Genomic DNA, 21,792 nt, shown 5'->3' on the forward strand with positions numbered 1-21,792 from the left:
GAAAATCATCCTTATGGATAAATACTGGCAGTGAAAATAAACCAGCTCCTTTCCGATTGGCCCTCCGGTGCTGTAGCCACCCAAGCGTGGCTACATGAGCATGGCGTAGGGCCGAACCTGGTACAAAAGTATCAGCACAGTGGGTGGCTGGAGCGTATTGGTCACGGCACGTGGAAGCGGAGCGGCGATAAGATTGACTGGCAAGGCGGCGTTTTCGCACTGCAACAGGACGATCCATTACGGATTTGGCCGGGTGGGGCGACCGCGTTGAGCCTGGCTGGATACAGCCATTACCTATCATTCGGGAAAGAGGCTGTCGAACTGTTCGCCACAGCCGGCACCAGCCTGCCTGGCTGGTTCAGCAAGTACGCGTGGGAAGTCTCGGTAAATTTTCACTCCACCGGGCTCTTCGCCTCAATGGAAGACCCTGCGTTGCAAGCCTTCCAAGTGCCTTACTCTCAATTTGACCTGAAAATCTCTACGCCAGAACGTGCTGTGCTAGAGCTTATCCATCGAAGCGCAAACGAGATTCTTTTTAGTAGTGTGGTCGACGTGTTCAACGGGTTAGCCACGCTAAGTCCTCGACGCCTACAAAAGCTGCTTGAAGCCTGTAGCTCCATTCGAGTCAAACGCGTCTTCCTTCTGCTGGCTCGAAACAGTGGCCATGTATGGTATCAGCGAATAGATGTTTCAAGGATCGATATAGGCAAAGGCAAGCGTCAGATCACCCCGGGTGGTCGGCTCGATAAAGAGTTCCTCATCACCGTGCCAGAGAGTTTTGCCAATGTCGATTGATCCTCGTTATGCCGCTCAGGTCCGCTTGTTAGTACAGGTAATTCCCTACGTGGCGGCTGAGCGCTGTTTTGCGCTCAAGGGCGGAACAGCCATCAATTTGTTTGTTCGGGACTTACCTCGTCTTTCAGTGGATATTGACTTGGCTTACCTACCCAGTTCTGATCGTCAGCAGGCTTTGACGGACGTGCGTCTTGCGCTTCGACGGATTGCAGACGCAGTGGGTCGTGGCTTGCCCCAGGTTGATGCAACCGTGCAGAGCAACCGGGACGATGAGTTGCGAGTTCTGGTGAGGAGTCCGCAGGCTCAGATTAAGGTTGAGGTATCGCCTGTCTTGCGTGGCACTGTGCACCAGCCTGTCGAGCGCGATGTGGTGCCGCTAGTTGAGGACGAATTCGGATTTGCCTCCATCTCAGTCGTCTCCTTGCCTGATCTGTACGGTGGCAAAATTTGCGCCGCGTTAGATCGGCAACACCCCAGGGACCTCTTCGATGTCATGTTAATGCTCCGCGAAGAAGGGCTGACACGCGAAATCTTTGAGGGCTTTTTGGTGTATCTGATCAGCCATGGCCGGCCCATAGCTGAGCTACTTTCTCCTCGGTGGAAGAAACTGGACGGCATCTTCCAGGCTGAGTTCACGGGTATGACTCGTGAGCCGGTCACGCTTGAGCAGTTGGAGTCTACTAGGGCTGCGTTACTTACTGCGATCCAGGAGCAGTTCACCAAGCAAGATGCAGCGTTTCTACTCTCGCTTAAGCGGGGAGAACCTGACTGGGCACTGTTGAATTTGCCGGGGGTTGATCAGTTGCCGGCGGTGCGATGGAAGCTGCGTAACATTATGGAAATGTCTGCTTCAGGGCGGGCAGGAGCGGTTGATAAACTACAAATTGTCGTCGACCAAATGCTGGCAGGCCGAACCTTTTGAAATGTGTGGACAGCTTCTGCTTCCCGCCTGGAATGGGCATTTGGTCTGGTCCCGGCATTTGAGACTCAAGCCAAAATCGTTACTAGTTTATTTTTTTCTAATAAGGCACCCTTATTGGTGCTTTTTTCATATTTTTTTAAACCCGTTCGGGGGCGGTAAATTATGTCAGAGCAGTCTGCACAACTCGAAAAAATTGGCGAGGGGCTGTTGCAGCTGTTCAGCGTTTGCCGAGTGGTCTGGTGGGAAGACGCACAGGGCGAGTTCAGTGAGCTGCTAGAGAGCATTGCCGTGCCTGATGTGCAGGTATTGAGGCGCACTTCGATTCCTGCACTATCAATCAAGAAGACGGTGGAACTCGAAAGGCCTGATGGGCGTTTTCTGATCTACGAAGAGGGCAGTCCGCCTTCGCCCGAAAACGACTGGCTGCTCGATATTCGACTCTACGCTGCGTCTTTTGCTGCCGATCGTACGTCTATGTTGTTGCAGGAGCTGGGATTGCGTCGGCCAAGCCTGCGTGACCACCTGAAAAACCGCAGCGCTTTTTTTGCTAGCAAAGAGAGAGTGGCCAAAATACAGCGGCTGCTGAGTCCGGATGATGATGAAGCCGCCGTGGACCTGAAGATTCTTGCTGTGCTGGCGAAGGTTGAGCAAGCGGAACAGTTTGCGATTTTCACCGCGGTATTCTCATCTCTCGCGGACTCTGAAAACCTTGAAGAAAACGTGCTGTGGGACGCGATTTGCAAGTTCGAAATGCAGGCGGTTTTCTGGCAGCTTATGCTGCAAGCCTTCGGTTATCAACATGCTGATCCTTCGGTAAAACATTTCCTCGTTCGTCTGTTTTCCACTGACATTGGCTATGTACTAAATGCTCATTCTCCCAGCAGCCTCCGTGCGCTTCAGCTGAATCCGTTACGAGCGGCCAATGTCGCTGTTTTTCTCTCTCAGTGGCGAGACAGCACGCTCCGACAGCGCTCCTATGATCGACTATCCAGTCGTATTGCCATCGACTTGCGCCCCGGTGATTTGCTGTCCCAAGCACCCTTAGAAGCGCTCATGCTGGTCAGTACCTTCGTCGATATTGAGCGACAGATAGCCGAGCGTCTCCGTGATGCGGTTCTCAACAACACCAGTGAAACGGTTGGCAAACAATTGAGGGATATGGCCAGTCGTCGGATGGACGGCTACTGGGCCAATCCGCGTTGGCCGGATAACGACGACGCGAACCGCTCTGTCTGGCATGCGTATTACCGCTCGCTGATCGCAGCTTCGGAGTTGTTCGAGCTGAGGATGCGTTACTCGGGTGGCTTTTCCTTCGCCTCGGCTGAAGCCTGTTACAGCGCATATACGCAAGAGCTGTATCGCTTCGACCAGCTCTATAGGGTTTATCACGAAGCCGCTGATGTCGTGTACGCACGGAGCCCGGATGCGTTGTCTCCACTGACCTCTCGGGTTGAGCAGGATTACCTGACAGGCTTTCTTCAACCATTTGCGCAGAAGTGGGGGAGTTTCCTCGATGGAGGCTTGCTACAACAGTGGAGATTGCCTGGGGTTTCCAATCAGCAAAATTTCTATGTAGAGCAGGTTGATCGCTATCTGAAGGGGGGAGAGGATCGGCGCGTGTTTGTGGTGATCAGCGACGCGCTACGCTACGAGGTTGCGCAGGAACTGAGTGATTCTCTTAATGGGAAGTATCGTTTTGCGGCCGAGCTGGGCAGTCAACTAGGTGTGTTGCCGTCCTATACGAAGCTCGGAATGGCTAGTCTGCTCCCACATCACACCCTCAGCTATACCGATGCTGGCTTAGTTCAAGTGGATGGCTTTAGCAGCGATGGTCTGGAGGCTCGCAACAAGATCCTCGCTGGTGTGAATGGTCTGGCGCTACGTGCCGAAGACTTCTTGAACATGAACAAGACCGACGGGCGTGAGCTGATCAAGCCGTATCGTGTGATTTACATCTATCACAACAAGATCGACGCCGTAGGTGATACGGCAAGCACTGAAAGCAGTACCTTCAGCGCCTGTCGTGATGCGATCCACGAGCTGGAATCTATCGTTAGCCGTATCATCAACAACCTCAATGGACATCGAGTCCTCGTCACGGCAGACCACGGCTTCCTATTCCAGGATTCGGCGCTAGAGTCTTTAGACAAGAGCAAGCTGCTTACCAAGCCAGCAAGCAGCGTGGTGTCGAAAAAACGCTACCTGATTGGACGTAACTTGGGTACCAGCGACCAAGTACACAGTGGGTACATCAAAGAAACAGCGGGCATCAGCGACGACATGATGTTTTGGTCTCCACGTGGGGTTAACCGATTCCATTTTGTCGGTGGCGCGCGGTTCATCCACGGTGGTGGTGCCTTGCAGGAAATCGTTGTTCCTGTGCTCAAGGTGCAGCAAGTCAGAGGGCAGAAGGTCAAGGACACAGCAGTACGCAAGGTACAGGTAACGGTGCTAGGTAATAATTTCACGATCACAACCAACCGTTACGTGTTTAACCTGTTGCAGACCGAACCCGTATCCGAACGTATTCAACCTACCACATTACGTGTCGGGGTTTTTGATGCGGCGGGCGAGGCCGTGTCGGTTGTCGAGCAGGTTTCATTCGACAGCGATTCCCCAAACCTTGATCAGCGTCAGCGTAAGGTGATCCTGACTCTTCTGAACCGGCCGTTTTCCTCCAGTGAGAGTTATTTCTTTAAGCTGCTAGATGCCGAAACCGACGTAGAGCAGTTCCGCATTGATGTCCGTATAAACTTGGCGATCAGCAATGACTTCGATTTCTGACAGTGACAATCTCGACCTTGATCTTGATGGTCGCCTGAACCAATTCTTCATGGGGAAGGTGGTACGTAAAGATCTCACCAAGCGTTTGAAGGAAGGTATCAACGTACCTGTGTACGTGCTTGAGTACCTGCTCGGCATGTACTGCGCCTCCGACAATGAAGAGGTGATCGCCGATGGTCTGGAGACGGTTAAGCGCATCCTCGCCGAGAACTATGTGCGCCCCGACGAGGCAGAGAAGGTCAAATCGAAGATTCGTGAGCGTGGGAGCTTTAAAATCATCGACAAGGTCTCTGTCAGCCTGAATGAGCGTCGCGATATCTATCAAGCGCTGTTCATGAACCTAGGTGTCAAGGATGCTGAAATACCCAGCCGGTTTATCAAGGAGTTCGAGAAGCTCCTAGCTGGTGGCATCTGGTGCATCGTGACGATGAACTACTTTTTTGAAGAGGGAGCGAAAGGCTCTCCGTTCACTGTCCATGACCTCAAGCCGATTCAGATGCCAAACATGGATATGGATGCGCTCTTGGAAGCCCGTAAGCAGTTCACTGAAGATCAGTGGATGGATGTCTTGCTACGTTCAACCGGGATGGAGCCGGCGCACTTCAATCAGCGCACGAAACGGCACCTGCTCACGCGGATGATCGCTTTCGTTGAAAACAACTATAACTGCTGCGAGCTGGGGCCGCGCGGGACAGGTAAGAGCCACATCTACAAAGAAGTCAGCCCCAATAGCATTCTGGTTTCCGGCGGCCAAACCACGGTTGCTAACTTGTTCTACAACATGTCTAGACGTCAGATTGGTCTGGTCGGGATGTGGGACGTGGTTGCTTTCGATGAGGTAGCGGGGATCTCGTTCAAGGACAAGGATGGTGTTCAGATCATGAAGGATTTCATGGCCTCGGGTTCCTTTGCTCGTGGTCGTGACTCCATCTCAGCCTCGGCCAGCATGATGTTTGTTGGCAACATCAACCAGCCCGTGGACACCCTCGTCAAGACCAGTCACCTGCTGGCACCGTTCCCTTCAGCGATGATTGACTCGGCTTTTTTCGACCGCTTCCATGCCTATATTCCGGGCTGGGAAGTACCGAAAATGCGGCCTGAGTTTTTCACCAACCGCTATGGATTGATCACCGATTACTTGGCCGAGTTCATGCGTGAGATGCGTAAGCGGAATTTTGCCGATGCTATCGACCGCTATTTCAAGCTGGGTAACAATCTCAATCAACGAGACACCATCGCCGTGCGACGCACGGTCTCCGGGCTGTTAAAGCTTCTCCATCCAACCGCTGACTATGATCGGGAAGCGGTTCGCCGTTGCCTTGAATACGCCTTGGAAGCCCGGCGCAGAATTAAGGAACAGCTGAAGAAAATCGGTGGTATGGAATTCTACGATGTCCACTTTTCTTATATTGATGCGGATTCTTTGGAAGAGACCTTTATCAGCGTGCCGGAGCAGGGCGGTGGTGGACTGATCCCTGAAGGGCAGGGCAAGTCTGGGGCCATGCACTTGGTCTCTACGGGGGCGAATGGACATCTGGGACTGTACCGGTTGGAAACACAGGTAACAGCGGGCAGCGGTAGATTAAACATGTCTGGTCTTGGGAATAGCTCCTCAGCGAAAGAAGCCTTGAAGGTCGCTTTCGATTACTTCAAAGCCAACATCAATCGCGTCAGTGCCGCATCAAAAGTCGGTGACCATGATTACCACCTGCATGCTGTTGAGCTTCATAACACCGGAGCGCCGAAAGCGCTGACCCTCGCCGGATTCATCGCCTATTGCTCCGTGCTGATGCAGAAACCACTCCAAGCGCAGATGGTCGTACTGGGTGATATGAGCTTGGGCGGCAATGTAATACCCGTAGAAAACCTTGCTGAGTGCATGCAGGTAGCGTTCGATGCGGGGGCTAAACGTATTCTTCTGCCGATGGCGAGCGTGAAGGATATTCCGACCGTCCCAGGGGAGCTATTCGCGAAATTCCAAACGAGCTTCTACAGCGATCCCGTTGATGCGGTGTTTAAGGCTTTGGGTGTTAGCTAAAGTATGAAATGCGCGGTGCGGGGCCGCAGCGCGCATTTCAGATGCGAGTCAGATCGACTCAGTTAGTAGAGAGGGGACTGGGCTTGCTTCTCTAAGCCTTCGAAGAGATGGCGTAGGCCTCAGATATCCGTCCGTGTTCCACCTTTAACTGCATAACGACAGACTGTGGTTTTTGCTGCTCCACCATCAATCGATCCATCAAGGTAAGCGTGGAATTGCTAGCTTCGGTAAAAGCAGGTAATTCCAGCTTCTTCCACTTGCTGAGTCGAATTCGGTTTGCGTGAATGGTCGTCTTCGAATCAACGAAAGACGATAGGCCCATAATTCTGATATCCATCGCACGCTCAAATTTTCTAACCGGTCCAGATTCTGACAAAAACTGTTCCAGTTTGCCCTTCAGTGTATCGAGACGCCGAGCAGCGACAGGTGCTGATTCTTCAAACTTACTCAATAGTTGGCACGCAATCATTCGTGCTCCCATGCACAGTTTCCATTGCTCTAGAACAGGGGTAAGTGCAGTTTGCCGCTTCAGCAACGACTCCGTCAGGCTGTCTGATCCAAATAGGCTGGAGTCCTTTTGGTTGGAAACCTGGCCGGCCATTTTGTTTATTTCGATATCGAGGTGGTTTTGCACCGCGCCCAGCTCCACTTCGCAACGTTCGAGTTCATTGCTTATGGCGGGATACGATTGGGAAGTCATGACCTCTGGAGCTATTTGGCGAAGGTAGTCAATACGCCCTGTGATGGTCGCTCGCCTTGAGTCCTCCAGGAACGACACGATCTTATCGACGCCTTCCTGAATCTCACTCAATTTCGCGCTGATATCGGCAAGATGCTTTTGTGCAACAACAATCGAGGCTACCTGTAGCAGGGCACCGCTTGTTACTAAATTTTTCAGTCGGTCATCTTCGTAGAAACGACCGTGACTCTGAAATTTTCCCTGAGCATCCCGCGTAAAACCGCGTAAGCCATCGCCATCTGCCGCGGCGGCAAGCGGACCATCAACGACAACCCGAAGATATCGGTGGCCGCCAACCTCATGAGCGACCAATGCGCTTGGGACAGCCTGAAGCAACGACGAGAGACGATCTATATGCACGGGGTGGAGGGCGAGTAGCTCTCGATCACTCATCTGCATCTGTGAAGGAAGGAAATCAATCGTTGCAAGAGGCTTGTCAGCGGAATACCCGATTAGGTAGGTGCTGGGGTCGGCGTTTGACGCAGATTTCGGGTCTAGAGGAGGCATAGCGATTCCATATGGCTACTGACTTGATCCAAAAAAGAAACCATTATATGACCTATGAGGTCACGAGTTGCTTGTGTCGAATTATTCCAATTAGCGCGACGCAGGGAATTGTGACACGCAAGGCCTCGCCGGTAGCTTTGTATGCTACCCAGCCGACCATACCGGCAATGCCCGCCAATCCGCCGGCTAGGAAACGCCCTGCGAAGGCTCCGCTAACGAGCATCTTCAAAAACTGCGGAGCGAAAAACAGTCCTTGAAGGCTACTAACCGTACCGCCGTTCATCATTAGTGCTTTCAGCAGGGCAAAATTGTACGTTCCGTCAGCGTTAAATCCACGAGCATCGGCGCTGTGACGTTCACGTTCCGCGGGGCCCATTTCCTGCCAAGTTTTCGCAAATAGCTGAGCAAGAATCTTACCCTCCATCGTCACGACAGATTCATGAGGCGTTACTCTTACGCCTAGATAGCTGGCCACATCAGCTACTACCTCCCGATAATCCACGCCATCCCCGCGTGCGAGATTAACTAAGCTGTTGCCACCAAAGTGCTGAAGCTCTGAAATGATCAATTTTATGATGTCTTCGTCATAAAGTTTCGAGGATTTCGCTTCAGACATCGCAACTTTCGAACTCTTCGAAAGCGCCACCCGACCGTTGCCCGCGTCTGTCAAAACGTCTACCAAGGCATCAAGATCTTGGTGGTCCGCATTCGACAAAAGCTCAAGAAGTGCAATGTCGTTCTTAATGTCGAATTCAATGGACATATTCTGATCCGAAGTGCGTCTGGAGGAGTCAGCTGTATCGGCGGATCGTCGTTGTTCTTGAGCGGTTTAAGCCTGTTCGATGGTAGGTAATAATCGCAAACCGTTCCAGCAGCCGCTGTTCAGCCTCATCCGCAGGCAAATGATCACGTACCCTGCGAATCGCCGAGCGCTCGGTCTGGTCGTTATGCACGTACCGCACCGGCTCACGCAGCCCGCGGTCCTCGCGTCCGTGCTCGTCTAACCGGATGGTGTGGTCGAAGATCACCACTTTCACCGCACCGGTCTGTTGCTTGAGCAAGGCTTCGGTTTCCGGATAGTAGTGTTCACGGACCTGATCATCGTTTTCCAGGTCAGGCACCGAGCTGGTGTGGTCGATCCTTTCGAAACCGTTGCGATCCAGATAAGCCGGTTCGTCGAGCAGCCGTGCGTTATGAATACTCACCTGAGTCGGGTCCAGCACGCCGCTGCGCTTGGGTGTGCCGTCTGGCTGCGGGAAGGTGTAGTTCACCGGTCGCTCGCCGGTGTCCAGCAGGTAGTTGAGTTCGCCGATGACCGATGGCGGGGCGAGATGAGTCTGATGAGTTCCCATGAACAATCCTCCAGGCGTGAGGCGGTTTTCAGAAGGGTTCCTTGAAGGGCCGCAGGTCCAGTTCCTGGGTCCAGGCGCTGCGCGGTTGGGTGTGCAGGTACCAATAGGCGTCGGCGATGTCTTCGAGTTTCAGCGCACCGTCTTCCCCCAGTCGCGCCAGGTAATCCGGTGCCCGGCTTTGCACGCGCTCACCGTCGATGGCGCCATCGATGACCACATGGGCGACGTGCACGTTTTGTGGGCCGAACTCGCGGGCAAATGACTGGCTCAGTGAGCGCAGTCCCGCCTTCGCGGCAGCAAAGGCGGCGAACTGTGGCTTGCCTCGCAATGAAGCGGTAGCCCCGGTGAACAACAGGCTGCCGCCACCACTGGCGAGCAGCAAGCGGGTGGCCTCGCGGGCAAACAGGAAGCCACCCAGGGTCGATGCCCGCCAGGTCTGCTCGAACAACTGCGCGCTCAACTCCAGGGTCGGCGCTGCGACGGAGTTGCCGACATTGAAGATCGCGGCCTTGAGGGGGCCCAACTGGCTGATCTGCTGGCTGGCGGCGATCACCTCGGACTCGTTTCCCGAGTCCGCCACGATAGCCACCGCTTCCCCGCCGAGCGCACGGATGCCCTCGACCACAGCCTGCAACTTGTCCGGGCTCCTGCCGCTGACAGCCACCTGCAAACCCTCCCGCGCGAAGCGTCGCGCCAGCGCCGCTCCCAGGCCGGCCACGGCACCCACACCGGCAATCCACACCACAGGCTCGGATCGAGACTCAGACATTAGCCACTTCCTCAATGAGATACGTGGCTAACAATTTACCCATCGCCAGGCGTGAGGAATAAGAACATCGACAGCTAAGGTTATGCGCTGACTCAATAGCGCATTTCCACCGCCACATAAGCCCCAATCCCATCCCCTGGATACAACGACGCCGTATCCTGCCCCTTCGCGTCATACAACGGCTGCACCGCCGTCACGTATTTCTGATTGGTCAGGTTCTTCAAATCCAGCGACACCTTCCAGTCCTTGCTCGGCGTTTCATACCCCACGTTCGCCCCGAAGATTGTGTAGGAGGGCGCATAGAAGCTGTTCGCATAGTCCACCGCCGTACGCGAAGCCGATTGCACATTCACCCCGGTATAGAAGCCCGCCGGGTGCTGATACTGCACTTCGCCCTGATAGATATGCTTCGGAATCCCCGGCAGTTGGTTGTCGCCGAAGGTCGGGTCGTGGCGGTAGTAGAAGTCGTTATAGGTATACACCTGGCGCAGGGTGATTTTTTCACCCGAGGTGTTTTCCCACAGGCGTGTATTCAAGCCGGCCTCGATCCCTTGGTGGATCGTCGGCGTGGCGTTGAATGCACCGGTGACCGCAGCAGCCGTGGAGGTGGCCGGGATGATCTGCACGTTGAGCAATTCATTTTTCACCCACGAGCGGTAGAGCGCCAGGCTGCCGTCGAAGATGCCCGATGAACCCTTGATCCCGACTTCCACGGTATTGGCTTTCTGTTCCACCAGCGGCCGTACGTACGGCGTGGTCGGCCCGGAGCCGGAGTATTCCCAGGACGCCGGTGGATCGACGGAGCGGCTGACGTTGGCAAACACTTGCAGTTGTGGGTTGAACTCGTAACGCACGCCCACTCGCGGTGCCAGGCTCCAGTTGTCGTAGGTCACATCGCTCGGGTAGGTGGTGGTGTTGGCCACCAGGGCTTCCTTGACGTCGGCATGGCGGCGCACGTTGATCGCCGAGACGCCACTGGTCAGCCACAGGCCGTCTACCAGTTCCAGGTCGTTGCCCACGGAGAACACGTGATCGAACGAGGAGCTGTAGTCGACGAACTTGCGCGTCTGTTTGTTGGCGAAGGTGGAGTCGACCTGGCCCTTGAGGTGCTCGGTGGAGGTGAAGGCCAGGCTGGAGCGGCTTTCGTGGCCGAACAGGGTGTCGCGGCGGTCGTAGTTGATCACCGCGCTCAGGTCATGCCAGTCCCAGTAGCTGGGGTTGCTCGGGCTGTTCGGGCTGTTGTTGTGGGCGTACTGGTAGTAGACGAAACCCACCGACAGGGTGGCGTCGTCCTCAAAGGTGTAGGTGGTCTTGCTGCCCAGCCATACGCTGCCGGGGCGACGGCTGCCGGCGCCGCTGCTTTCGGCGGTGGCACTGGCACGGTCGGAATGGTGCTTGACCGCATCCAGGGTGGTGGCGCTCGGGTCGTTGTGGAACTCGTCGCGGTAACGCAGCATCACCCGGGTTTCGAGTTGCGGGCTGAAGCGGTAGCCAAAGTTGGCCACCACGCCCTGGCTTTTCGACAGGCTGTAGTCGCGGTAACCGTCGCTGCGGTAGTTGTCGGCATTCAGGTAGTAATCGAACGCACCCTCGACGCCGCCGACACTCAGGCTTTGCTTGTTGTAGCCGTAGCTCCCGGTTTCCGCTCGCACCCGCAGGCCGGGTGCGGTGTAGCCGGTCTGGTTGACGAAGTTGATGGCGCCGCCAAGACTCAGTGCGCCGTACTGGAAGGCGTTGGCACCCCGCAGGATTTCGGTGTAGTTCACCCCCGAGCCGTTGAGGAATTCATAGGGTGTGCCGCCCGGGCCGGTGATCGGCAGGCCGTCGAACAGGAACTTGATGCCCTCACGGAAATACCCCGGCGAGGTGTTGGCGCCCGAGCCACGGATGGAGATCTTGGCCGCGTCGTTGCCGCCGGTGGACTGCACGAACACCCCCGGCTGATAGGCGAGGGTGTCCTGCAAGGTGGCGGTGCGTCCCTTGGCCACCTGTTCGCTGTCGACCACGCTGGTGCCGCCTGGCACTTCGGACAGCTGACTTTTGGCTGCCTCAACGGGCGTGATTTTTTGTGCCTCTACTGTCACCGTCTTTAGCCGTGTTCCGGTCGTCGGTGTGACCTCATCATCTGCCTGCACACTGGCGGAAAAAACCAGGGCTGAGCCCAGCCCCACCATCGCCAGCCAAGTTGCTTGCCGCACGGCAAGTGTCAACTTTTGCAACTCTCCCCGAAAGATTGGATCCATTAAGCGTGTTCCTTGTGAATAGATAAAAGAGCCCCAGCTTTCTATTCGAATAGTCATGCCTGTTTCGCTCTGAGCAGTTTCTATGCCAAGACTATTGGCCAAGGAATACGGGCGCTTAGTTAAGGTTAAGTGTTCTGCGGGATACTTTGTTTTGAATCGGTGTTTGATTCTCAACAGTCAACTTTAATGCCTGGGATTACCGCAGCTGTCGCGAACGCAACAGCTGATAAGCAGTGTGTAAGGCTACCAACAATTCCGGGGTGTATAACGGGTATAACCATATAAGTGTTTGGCAGTGTTCGCCCCGTTTTACAAGGGTTTTGCGCCGGTTTCGTGGTCAATATGGCGTTTCTTGAAGACTGGCATGCTCACTGCATTACACCCCGTAATTGCAAACTTTCAGTGTTCATAGAGTTCCTCTAAGGAAGTGTCATTGACAACCATCCTGAAACTTTCGGCGGTTATTTCACTGTGCCTGGCAGTCAATGCCTGCTCACCGGCTGCGGCACCGAAACATGAAACGTCTGCGGCTGATGGCACGGTCACCAACGGTGTAGTGACTTATTCGGCGACGGACTTTCATGAGTCGTCACCGGGGCGCAGTGGCGGAACTTTGCGCGTCTCAGCCGCCTCCGACGCCGGCAGTTTCGATGTTCACGCACTGTCTAACGGCAACATCCAGTGGATGGGCCGGATTCTCTTCGATTGCCTGGTGTACCAGGACGAGCAGGGCAATATCAGCCCGTGGCTGGCCCGCTCCTGGGACATCTCCGACGACGGCAAGACCTACACCTTTCACCTGCGCGACGACGTGACCTTCAGCGACGGCGAGAAATTCAATGCCCAGGCGCTGCAAACCAACCTGGACCACATGCGCGACCCGGCGACCAAGTCCCCACTGGCCGCGGCCTATATCGCGCCGTACCTGGATGGCAAGGTCATCGACGACTACACCTTCGAAGCGCATTTGCGCGAACCCTATACGCCGTTCCTGGATGTGCTGGCGCAGTCCTGGCTGAGCATGATCTCCCCCAGGCAGATTCGCGAGGCGCCGAAGACCATCGCCGAGCACCCCATCGGCAGCGGGCCGTTTACGTTGCAGAGCTACACCCGTGACCAGGGCGCGGTGTTCATCAAGCGCCCCGGCTATAACTGGGCGCCACCGGTGACGCGCCACGCGGGCGAGGCCTACCTGGACCGTATCGAACTGAGCTACGTCCCCGAAGCCATGATCCGCTTCACGGCGCTAGAGTCCGGCCAGTCGGATTTCGCGCTTGATGCACCGGCCCAGAATGCCGCCGCCATCCGTGCCAACCCGAGCCTGGTGATGCGCAGCCGGATCCGCAAGGGCAACCCGAGCCGCAGCATGACCTTCAACGTCGAGCAGCCACCGTTCGACGATGTACGGGTGCGTCGCGCAGTGGCCAAGGCCATTGACCGCGAAGGGTTGGCGTGGATTTCCGGCTTCGGCGAATACATCGCCAAGGCGGATTTCCTGGCGGCCAACACCCGGTTTTATCAACCCAACAACGACGCCCTGGCCTACGACGTGAAAGCCGCCAATGCGCTGCTGGACGAGGCCGGCTGGGCCGGGCGCGATGCCCAGGGCTATCGAACCAAGGACGGGCAGCGCCTGAAGGCAACGATGCTGTCCTATGACAACCCGGCGTTTCCCGCCAGCGTTTCGGTGGCCATCCAGGCCGACCTGAAAAAAGTCGGCTTCGAGATGCCCATCGAAATGCTGCCGCTGACCCGCGTGACCGAGAAACGCTACGCCGGGAAGTTCCAGGCGCTGGCGGGCGGTTACTGGCACACCAACACACCCGATGGCCTGTTCGTGCTCTATCACAGCCAGGCCATCAGCACCGACAAGATCATCGGCCAGAACGTCGGGCGCTTCCGTGATGCCGAACTGGATCGCGTGCTCAGCGCCGCCCGCCAATCCCGCGACCCGGTGCAATTGCAGGCGCTCTATGGCGAAGCACAAAAACGCCTGACCGAAACCGTCCCGGCGGTGCCGTCGGTGGAAAGCCAGGTGCTCACTGCGTATGGCCGGCAGGTCCAGGGGGTGATTTTCGATACCTCCCACAACGTACCGTTCTTCACCAGCATCTGGCTGGACCGGGGGCAACCATGAGCCTGTTCAAATCCATCGCCTGGCGCCTGCTGGCGGGCATTGGCGTGCTGTGGGGCGCGGCGACGCTGACGTTCCTCGCGGTCAATTTCAGCGGCGGTGACACGGCGCTGGCAATCCTCGGCGGGCCGGATTCGATGCCCACCCCGGAGCTGCTGGCCCGGGTACGTGCCGAGTACGGCCTGGACCAACCCCTCATCGTGCAATACGGCAATTACCTGATGCGCCTGGCCCATGGCGACCTGGGCGAGTCCTATCGCTTGCGCATCCCGGTGCAGCAGGCGATTGCCGAGCAGATCGGTGCAACCATTCAACTGTCCCTGAGCGCGGCGTTGCTGGCGGTGGTATTGGCCCTGGTGTGCGCGATCCTCACCGCCAACCGTTCGCGTTGGGTGCGTTCAGCCGTTTCAGGCAGCGAGCTGGTGCTGTCTTCAGCACCTTCGTTTGTGATCGGGATGCTGTTGTTGCTGGTGTTTTCGTTTCATTGGCACTGGTTGCCGCCCTCCGGTTCCGTTGGCTGGCGCTCATTGATCCTGCCCTCGATCGCGCTGTCGTTGCCGGTGGCGGCAGTGCTGACCCAGCTGTTGCGCCAGTCCCTGGAAGACACCCTCGAACAACCCTTTATTGCCATGGCCCGTGCCCGTGGCTTGTCCGAAACCGCTGTGCGCCTGCGTCATGCCTTGCGCCATGCGCTGGTGCCGTTGGTGACCCTGGCCGGGTTCGTGTTCGCCAGCCTGCTGGGCGGCGCGGTGGTGGTGGAATTGCTGTTTGCACGCCAGGGCATCGGGCGCTTGATGCTCGATGCCACCAGCAACAAAGACGTGCCGGTGGTGCTGGGCGTGACCTTGCTGGCCGCCACCGTCTATGTGCTGGTGAACCTGGCCGTCGATTTGATCAACCGCTGGATTGACCCTCGGGCCAACCAAGCGTGAGTGCCTTTGAAGAAGGAAAAACCATGAGTGCTTCGATCCCCGCTGAAGTGAGTTATGCCGACTTGCACCAGCGTTTCGCTGACGTATTTGCCCGGATAGCCGACACCGCCGTCGTCCGCGAGCAGCAACGCGAGCTGGCCCATGACGCGGTGGCTTGGCTGCGCGAGGCCGGCTTTGGCGCACTGCGTGTGCCGCAGGCCTTGGGCGGCCTGGGTGCAAGCCTGCCGCAGTTGTTTCGCCTGTTGATTGAACTGGGAGAGGCCGATTCAAACTTGCCGCAGATCGTGCGCGCGCATTTCGGTTTCGTCGAAGGCCGGCTTTCCAGTCGCGACAGCGCTTCCCAGGATTACTGGTTCGCCAAAGTCGTCGACGGCGAGTTGTGGGGCGCCGCCATGGCCGAACGCACCGACACCACCCGCAACTCGGTGACCCTCAGCGCGGTCGACTCCGGCTGGCAGCTGGACGGCGAGAAGTACTACTGCACCGGCACGCTGTACGCCAACTGGATCGCGGCCGTGGCCCTGGATGGCGAAGATTTTGTCAGCCTGGCGGTACGCACCGACGCGCCGGGTGTCACCGTCGAGGATGACTGGGACGGCTTTGGCCAGCGACTCACCGGCAGCGGCACCACCCGCTTCAAGGCGGTGAACGTACCGGAGCAGCACATTGTGCGGCGCTTCAAGAAAGACGAACTGCGCGCCGAGTCCTACCTGAGCGCTTTCTACCAGCTGTTCCACCTGGCGACCCTGGCCGGCATCGCCAACGCCGTGCTGCGTGACGCCACCGAATTCGTCAAGGGCCGCACCCGCGCGTTTGGTGTGCCGGGGCAATCGAGCCCCAAGGATGACCCGCTGGTGCAGCGGGTGATCGGCCGCTTGTCGAGCCTGGCCTATGCCGCACGCACCCAGGTGCTGGCCGTCGCGGAGGTGCTGCAGGACGTGCACGAAGCGGAGCAGGGCGGGCACGCAACCGAACAGCATTACACCGAGGCCGAGATTCGCGCTTTTCAGGCGCAACAGATCGTGCTGGAACAGGTACTGGAAGCCACCACGCTGCTGTTCGAAGTCGGCGGCGCCTCCGCCACCAGCGAGTCGCGTCGCTTCGACCGGCATTGGCGCAACGCGCGAACCCTGGCCTCCCACAACCCGGCGATCTTTCGCGAACGGGCACTGGGCAACTACTACCTCAATGACGTCACCCCGAACGCCGCCTGGCGCAGCCTGCAAGCCGCCGACGCCGAGCAGCAGGCCGCCCGCGACGAAGCGAGTGCGGTATGAGCCATCAACCCTTGAAGAAAAAAGGATCACCCATGCGTTACCGCCAACTGGGCAACAGCGACATCCAAGTCAGCGTGCTGGGCCTCGGCACCATGACCTGGGGCCACCAGAACACCGAAAACGATGCCCATCAACAGATCGACCTGGCACTGGCCGAAGGTATCAATTTCATCGACACCGCCGAGATGTACCCCACGCCCACCAAGGCCGAAACCTGGCGCACCACCGAGCGTTACATCGGCAGCTGGCTGGCGGCCAGTGGTCGACGTGACGAGGTGATCCTGGCCAGCAAAATCGCCGGCCCGGCCCGTGACCCCAGCAGCCAGCAGCACATCCGCGACGGCCTCAGCCGCCACGACCGGCGCAACATCGTCCAAGCCCTCGACGGCAGCCTCAAACGCCTGAACACCGACTACCTCGACCTGTACCAACTGCACTGGCCCGACCGCACCACCAACATCTTCGGCCAGCGCGAATACCCGTATCAGGCAGACACCCAGAGCGTCGCCATCGAGGAAACCCTGGCGGTGCTGGCCGATCAGGTCAAGGCCGGCAAGGTACGCCACATCGGGGTTTCCAATGAAACCCCGTGGGGCGTCGCCGAGTTTCTCAAGCAAAGCGAACGCCTCGGCCTGCCGCGCATTGCCAGTGTGCAAAACCCCTACAGCCTGCTTAACCGCCTGTACGAAGGCGGCCTCTCGGAGTTCACCCATCGCGAAGGCGTCGGCCTGCTGGCGTACTCGCCGCTGGCCTTCGGTGCACTCACCGGCAAGTACCTCGGCGGCGCGCGGCCCGAGGGCTCGCGGCTGTCGGCGGTGTACCGCACTTTCAATCGCTACGACAGTGCCTCGGCCCAGGAGGCCATCACCGGCTACGTGGAGATTGCCCGGCAACATGGCCTCACCCCGGCCCAACTGGCCCTGGCCTTCATCATCGACAAACCCTTCGTCACCAGCGCACTGACCGGGCAAACCAGCCTGGCGCAATTGCGCGACAACCTCGGCGCGCTGGACGTAACCCTCAGCGACGAGATCAAGGCGCAGGTCCAGGCCATCCACCAGCGCATTCCCAACCCCGCGCCCTAGCACCAGGAGCCTGGCATGACGCAAACCATTGAAACGTTGATCGGCAATCGCCCGTTGCGTCTTGTCGGGTTTACCCAACTGCGGCCGGGTCTGTTGCTCGCCGGGGTATTTGTCGGGCTGTTGCTGTTGGCCGCCGTTGTTCCGCAATGGCTGGCCCCGTATGACCCGCTGGAGGCGTCGGCGCGCATGGCGTTCCAGGCGCCGAGCAATGTGCATTGGCTGGGCACTGATGAGAACGGGCGCGATGTGCTCAGCCGATTGATTTATGGCGTGCGTTCGTCGCTGTTCATGGGCCTCGCCGCCACTGCGCTGGGCCTGGCCTGGGGCACCTTGCTCGGCTTGATCGCAGGCCTTGGGCCGCGCTGGCTGGACAGCGCATTGATGCGCGGGATCGACGTGCTGCTGTCCTTTCCCGACCTGTTGCTGGCGCTGGTGATCATCACGTTTTTCGGCCAGGGCACGGCCAATCTGATTCTCGCGATAGGCATTGCCGGTGTGCCGCGTTATGCGCGCCTAGTGCGGGCGCAAACCCTCAGCGTACGCAATGCCGGCTACGTCGAATCCGCCGTCACCCTCGGCCAATCGCAGCTGGCGGTGGTGCTGCGGCACATCCTGCCGAATGCGTTCAAGCCCGTGTTGATCCTCGCCACCATCGGCATCGGCGGCGCGATCACTGCCGGTGCCGCCTTGAGTTTTCTCGGCTTCGGCGCACCGCCGCCTGCGCCGGAGTGGGGCGGGATGATGTCCATCGGGCGCAGCTTCCTGGCCAATGCGCCGTGGCTGGTGGCCTGGCCCGCCCTGATCATCACCCTGACCGTTGTTTCCATCAGTGCCATCGGCCGCGAACTCTTGCGCCGCAGCGAAGGAAAGCCTCTATGACGATGAACATCCATACCCTCGGCCCGTTGGTCGATATCCGCGACCTCACAGTACGTTTCGGCCAGGCCGAGCCAGTGTTGCACGGTGTCAGTCTGCAGTTGAACCGGGGCGAATGCCTCGCGCTGGTGGGGGAGTCGGGGTCCGGCAAAAGCGTCACCGCCCGCACCCTGGCTGGCCTCACCGGCAAGGACGCCCATGTCCAGGCTGCCAAGCTGGCCTTCCAGGGCGTCGACCTGCGCCAGCTCAACGAGCGGGCCTGGCAGCAACTGCGCGGCGCGAGCATCGGCTTTGTGATGCAGGACGCGTTGGGCGCGCTGGACCCGCTGCGCCGCGTCGGTGCCGAGATCGAAGAACCGTTGCACCTGCACACCGCATTGGGCCTGGAAGCGCGCCGCCTGCGGGTGCTGGAACTGCTGCGGGATGTCGGTGTGCCGGAACCGGAACTGCGCGCCAGCCAATACCCCTGGCAACTTTCCGGCGGCTTGCGCCAGCGGGCGCTGATCGCCTCGGCGATTGCCTGCAATCCGCGGCTGATCATTGCCGATGAACCCACCACGGCACTGGATGCCACGGTGCAGGCCCAGGTCATCGCCCTGCTGGAGAGCCTGCGCGGTGAAGACAATGCACTGCTGATGGTCAGCCACGACCTGTCGGTGGTCTCGCGCCTGGCCGATCGCGTGGCCGTGATGCGCCACGGGGTGATCGTGGAGGAGGGCAGCACCGAACAGGTCCTGCAAGACCCGCGTCATCCGTATACCCAACTGCTGCTGCGGGCCGCCAAGGCCGTGCACTTCCAGCCCACACGCCGACTGCTCACGGCGGTGGAGCCCGAGCCGGCGCCCCAGGGCGAAATACTGCTTGAAGCACGCGAGCTGTCCAAAACCTTTGTCGGCCCCGACGGCAAAACCCGCACGGTGCTGAACCAGGTGTCGCTACAGCTGCGTCGCGGCGAGACGCTGGGGGTGGTGGGCGAATCGGGTTGCGGCAAGACCACCTTGACCCGGCTGATACTCGGCCTGGAAACCGCCGATGCCGGCGAGGTGTGGATCAATGGCCAGCGCTGGTCCGACCTCGACGCCAGGCAAAAACGCGAAGCCCGGCGTGCGGTGCAAGTGGTGTTCCAGGACCCGCTCAGCTCCTTCGACCCACGCTACACCGTGCAGCGTGTGCTGTTCGAAGCGCTGGTGGTGGCTGGCGTACCGCGTCATGCCCGGCGCGACCGTGCCCTGGAACTGCTGAAACTGGTACGCCTTGATGCCAGCGCCTTGTCGCGCCGGCCGATCGAACTTTCCGGTGGCCAGCGCCAGCGCATCGCGATTGCCCGAGCGTTGGCTTCCGAGCCGCAGATCCTGATCTGCGATGAACCGGTGTCGGCACTCGACGTGTCGGTACAGGCACAGATTCTCGAACTGCTCGACGACCTCAAGTGCCGCCTCGGCCTGGCCTGCCTGTTCATTTCCCATGACCTCGGCGTGATCAACCACGTCAGCGAGCGCGTGTTGGTGATGAAGGCCGGTGAAGTGGTGGAGTCCGGCTCGGTACGCGCGGTGTTCGACCGTCCGGCCCATGCCTATACCCGCGCGCTGATCGATGCGATCCCGACCCTTGAAACCGACTACACGCCGATCCCGTTCTACCTGAATGTCGCGATCTGACGTATTGGAAAACGTATCTACGAAAGGAGTGCTCCTGGTGCCCAAGCAACTGCACGTGAATTTGTTTGAAATGAACTGCGTCAGCCACATCGTCCATGGTTTGTGGGTGCACCCGGACAACAACCGGCACCGTTTCAACGACCTGGACTATTGGACCGAGCTGGCGCAGCTGCTGGAATACGGCACCTTTGATGGCGTGTTCCTGGCCGATGTGATTGGCACCTATGACCGCTTTCGCGACGGCCCCGAGACCTCGCTGCGTGAGGGCATGCAGATTCCCAGCAACGACCCGCTGCTGGTGATTCCGGCGATGGCCGGGGTGACCAAGAACCTGGGTTTCGGCGCGACCTTTTCCACCACCTACGAACCGCCGTTCGCGTTTGCGCGGCGCATGAGTACCCTCGATCACCTGACCAAGGGGCGGGTGGGCTGGAACATTGTCACCTCGTACCTGCCGAATGCGGCGCGCAACTTCGGGCATGACACTGAGGTGGTTCACGATCACCGCTACGAGATCGCCGATGAATACCTCGACGTGCTGTACAAGCTTTGGGAAGGTTCCTGGGACGATGACGCGGTGATTGTCGACCGTGAGCGTCGGATCTACACCGATCCGGACAAGGTGCGCTATATCAACCACGTGGGGGAGCACTTCAAGGTTGCCGGCCCACACTTGTGCCAGCCTTCGCGGCAGCGTACGCCGGTGTTGTTTCAGGCTACGGGGTCACCGGCCGGGATCGAGTTTGCCGGGCGGCATGCCGAAGTGGTGTTTACCGGTGGTAATGATGCGCCGGCGGTGCGGGCGAATATCCAGGCGATGCGGCAGAAGGCAGTTGAGCATGATCGCGATCCGGCGGGGTTGAAGTTTATTGTGATGGCGGGGGTGATCGTTGGGCGGACCGATGAGGAGGTGAGTGCCAAGCTCGACAGTTATCGCAAGTTGGTGAGTGTCGAGGCGTCGCTGGCTCACGGGCAGTCGGCGATTGATTTGACGGCGTATCCGCGGGATACGTTGATCAGTGATCTGGTGAGTCGGCAGGTCAAGGGGTGGGAGAGTTTGAGCCGGTACAAGGCGGACTCCACTGTTGGGGCGGTACTGGCGCAGCTGGGTGGGTTTAATCGCGAGCGGTTTTTTGTCGCGGGTACGCCGACGGTGGTGGCGGACGCGATTGAGAAATGGCTGGATGAGGATGGGATCGACGGGATTAACCTGAGGCAGTATTTGTCGTTTGAGACAGCGCGGGACTTTATTGAATTGGTGGTGCCGGAGTTGCGTCGTCGGGGGCGGTTTCGTGAGCGGTACAACGAGGGGGAGACATTGCGGGAGCGGTTGTTTGGGGCTGGGCGGGCGCGGTTGCCGGGGGACCACTTTGGGGCGCGTTATCGGGATCCGGCGGCGTTGCTTCAGGCTGCTTTGCCGTTGCGGTTTCCGGCGTGAGTTGAGAGTACATATCCGTTATTTAGGTAACGGCGGCCTATGGTTTCGCTCTTACAGCGAGTCACTTTGCAAAAGCGGCAAAGTAACCAAAGCGCTCTGCCCCGCCTGTCGGCGCCTCGCTGTGGCTCGGCGTTCCCTCACTCCGGCATTACTCCGCGGGCCGCCGCGACGGGCCATCCATGGCCCGGCGCGGCTAAACCGGCGTCCTGCCGGTTTACCCGCTGCGCAATACCTGCGTTCGGC

The 21,792-nt window shown here is 58.6% G+C and carries 15 protein-coding genes and 1 pseudogene; 11 read left to right on the forward strand and 5 right to left on the reverse strand.

Annotated features, from left to right (window positions below; all coding sequences use genetic code 11):
* The first annotated feature begins 30 nt into the window (after positions 1 to 30).
* The 4 genes from ACIOMR_RS28135 to brxL all read left to right on the forward strand — a co-directional run bounded on the left by ACIOMR_RS28135 (position 31) and on the right by brxL (position 6,539).
* Positions 31 to 795, forward strand: a complete 765-nt coding sequence (locus ACIOMR_RS28135; protein WP_401197638.1) for a type IV toxin-antitoxin system AbiEi family antitoxin domain-containing protein — start codon at positions 31 to 33, stop codon at positions 793 to 795.
* Positions 785 to 1,717 carry a nucleotidyl transferase AbiEii/AbiGii toxin family protein gene (locus tag ACIOMR_RS28140; RefSeq protein WP_401197641.1) on the forward strand — a complete coding sequence of 311 codons (933 nt, stop codon included), beginning with the start codon at positions 785 to 787 and terminating at the stop codon, positions 1,715 to 1,717. Before ACIOMR_RS28135 ends, ACIOMR_RS28140 begins: the two co-directional genes overlap by 11 nt.
* 162 nt (positions 1,718 to 1,879) lie before the next feature.
* Complete coding sequence (gene pglZ / locus ACIOMR_RS28145) at positions 1,880 to 4,501, forward strand: BREX-1 system phosphatase PglZ type A (protein ID WP_401197644.1); 2,622 nt, start codon at positions 1,880 to 1,882, stop codon at positions 4,499 to 4,501.
* Positions 4,485 to 6,539, forward strand: coding sequence for a protease Lon-related BREX system protein BrxL (brxL, locus tag ACIOMR_RS28150; RefSeq protein WP_401197647.1), 2,055 nt, complete (start codon positions 4,485 to 4,487; stop codon positions 6,537 to 6,539). Before pglZ ends, brxL begins: the two co-directional genes overlap by 17 nt.
* A 91-nt stretch (positions 6,540 to 6,630) precedes the next feature.
* On the opposite strand, the gene ACIOMR_RS28155 is transcribed toward brxL, so the two are convergent.
* From ACIOMR_RS28155 to ACIOMR_RS28175, 5 genes and pseudogenes are all read right to left on the reverse strand, one after another.
* On the reverse strand, positions 6,631 to 7,785 hold the full coding sequence (locus ACIOMR_RS28155; RefSeq protein ID WP_401197650.1) for a hypothetical protein: 1,155 nt from the start codon (positions 7,783 to 7,785) through the stop codon (positions 6,631 to 6,633).
* A gap of 52 nt (positions 7,786 to 7,837) precedes the next feature.
* Complete coding sequence (locus tag ACIOMR_RS28160; protein WP_401197653.1) at positions 7,838 to 8,548, reverse strand: hypothetical protein; 711 nt, start codon at positions 8,546 to 8,548, stop codon at positions 7,838 to 7,840.
* Positions 8,549 to 8,624: 76 nt separating this feature from the next.
* A pseudogene (locus ACIOMR_RS28165) lies at positions 8,625 to 9,137 on the reverse strand (CmcJ/NvfI family oxidoreductase); the annotation flags it as partial.
* A 28-nt stretch (positions 9,138 to 9,165) separates the two neighbouring features.
* Positions 9,166 to 9,906, reverse strand: a complete 741-nt coding sequence (locus ACIOMR_RS28170; protein ID WP_401197656.1) for an SDR family NAD(P)-dependent oxidoreductase — start codon at positions 9,904 to 9,906, stop codon at positions 9,166 to 9,168.
* Positions 9,907 to 9,998: 92 nt separating this feature from the next.
* Positions 9,999 to 12,149 (reverse strand): TonB-dependent receptor, encoded by a 2,151-nt coding sequence (locus ACIOMR_RS28175; protein WP_008431769.1) that lies wholly within the window; start codon positions 12,147 to 12,149, stop codon positions 9,999 to 10,001.
* A 427-nt stretch (positions 12,150 to 12,576) separates the two neighbouring features.
* Here ACIOMR_RS28175 and ACIOMR_RS28180 point away from each other — a divergent pair, with 427 nt between their 5' ends.
* Genes ACIOMR_RS28180 through ACIOMR_RS28210 form a run of 7 tightly spaced genes read left to right on the forward strand, consistent with a single transcriptional unit; the run spans position 12,577 to position 21,549 of the window.
* Positions 12,577 to 14,286: an ABC transporter substrate-binding protein gene (locus ACIOMR_RS28180; RefSeq protein WP_401197660.1), complete on the forward strand. Its 1,710-nt coding sequence runs from the start codon at positions 12,577 to 12,579 to the stop codon at positions 14,284 to 14,286.
* Positions 14,283 to 15,215 carry an ABC transporter permease gene (locus ACIOMR_RS28185; protein WP_401197663.1) on the forward strand — a complete coding sequence of 311 codons (933 nt, stop codon included), beginning with the start codon at positions 14,283 to 14,285 and terminating at the stop codon, positions 15,213 to 15,215. Before ACIOMR_RS28180 ends, ACIOMR_RS28185 begins: the two co-directional genes overlap by 4 nt.
* Before the next feature lie 23 nt (positions 15,216 to 15,238).
* Entirely contained in the window at positions 15,239 to 16,492 is a 1,254-nt protein-coding gene (locus ACIOMR_RS28190; protein WP_087694257.1) for an acyl-CoA dehydrogenase family protein, read from the forward strand.
* Between the two features lie 32 nt (positions 16,493 to 16,524).
* The gene (locus ACIOMR_RS28195; protein ID WP_401197666.1) at positions 16,525 to 17,577 is read left to right on the forward strand and encodes an NADP(H)-dependent aldo-keto reductase; all 1,053 of its coding nucleotides are present in this window, start codon (positions 16,525 to 16,527) and stop codon (positions 17,575 to 17,577) included.
* A 15-nt stretch (positions 17,578 to 17,592) separates the two neighbouring features.
* On the forward strand, positions 17,593 to 18,456 hold the full coding sequence (locus tag ACIOMR_RS28200; RefSeq protein WP_102368596.1) for an ABC transporter permease: 864 nt from the start codon (positions 17,593 to 17,595) through the stop codon (positions 18,454 to 18,456).
* On the forward strand, positions 18,453 to 20,111 hold the full coding sequence (locus tag ACIOMR_RS28205) for a dipeptide ABC transporter ATP-binding protein (RefSeq protein WP_401197669.1): 1,659 nt from the start codon (positions 18,453 to 18,455) through the stop codon (positions 20,109 to 20,111). Before ACIOMR_RS28200 ends, ACIOMR_RS28205 begins: the two co-directional genes overlap by 4 nt.
* Before the next feature lie 37 nt (positions 20,112 to 20,148).
* Positions 20,149 to 21,549 (forward strand): LLM class flavin-dependent oxidoreductase, encoded by a 1,401-nt coding sequence (locus ACIOMR_RS28210; RefSeq protein ID WP_102368598.1) that lies wholly within the window; start codon positions 20,149 to 20,151, stop codon positions 21,547 to 21,549.
* The last annotated feature ends 243 nt before the right edge of the window (positions 21,550 to 21,792 follow it).

Origin of the sequence: Pseudomonas sp. NPDC087814 (assembly GCF_044742865.1) — a bacterium.
Classification (GTDB): domain Bacteria; phylum Pseudomonadota; class Gammaproteobacteria; order Pseudomonadales; family Pseudomonadaceae; genus Aquipseudomonas.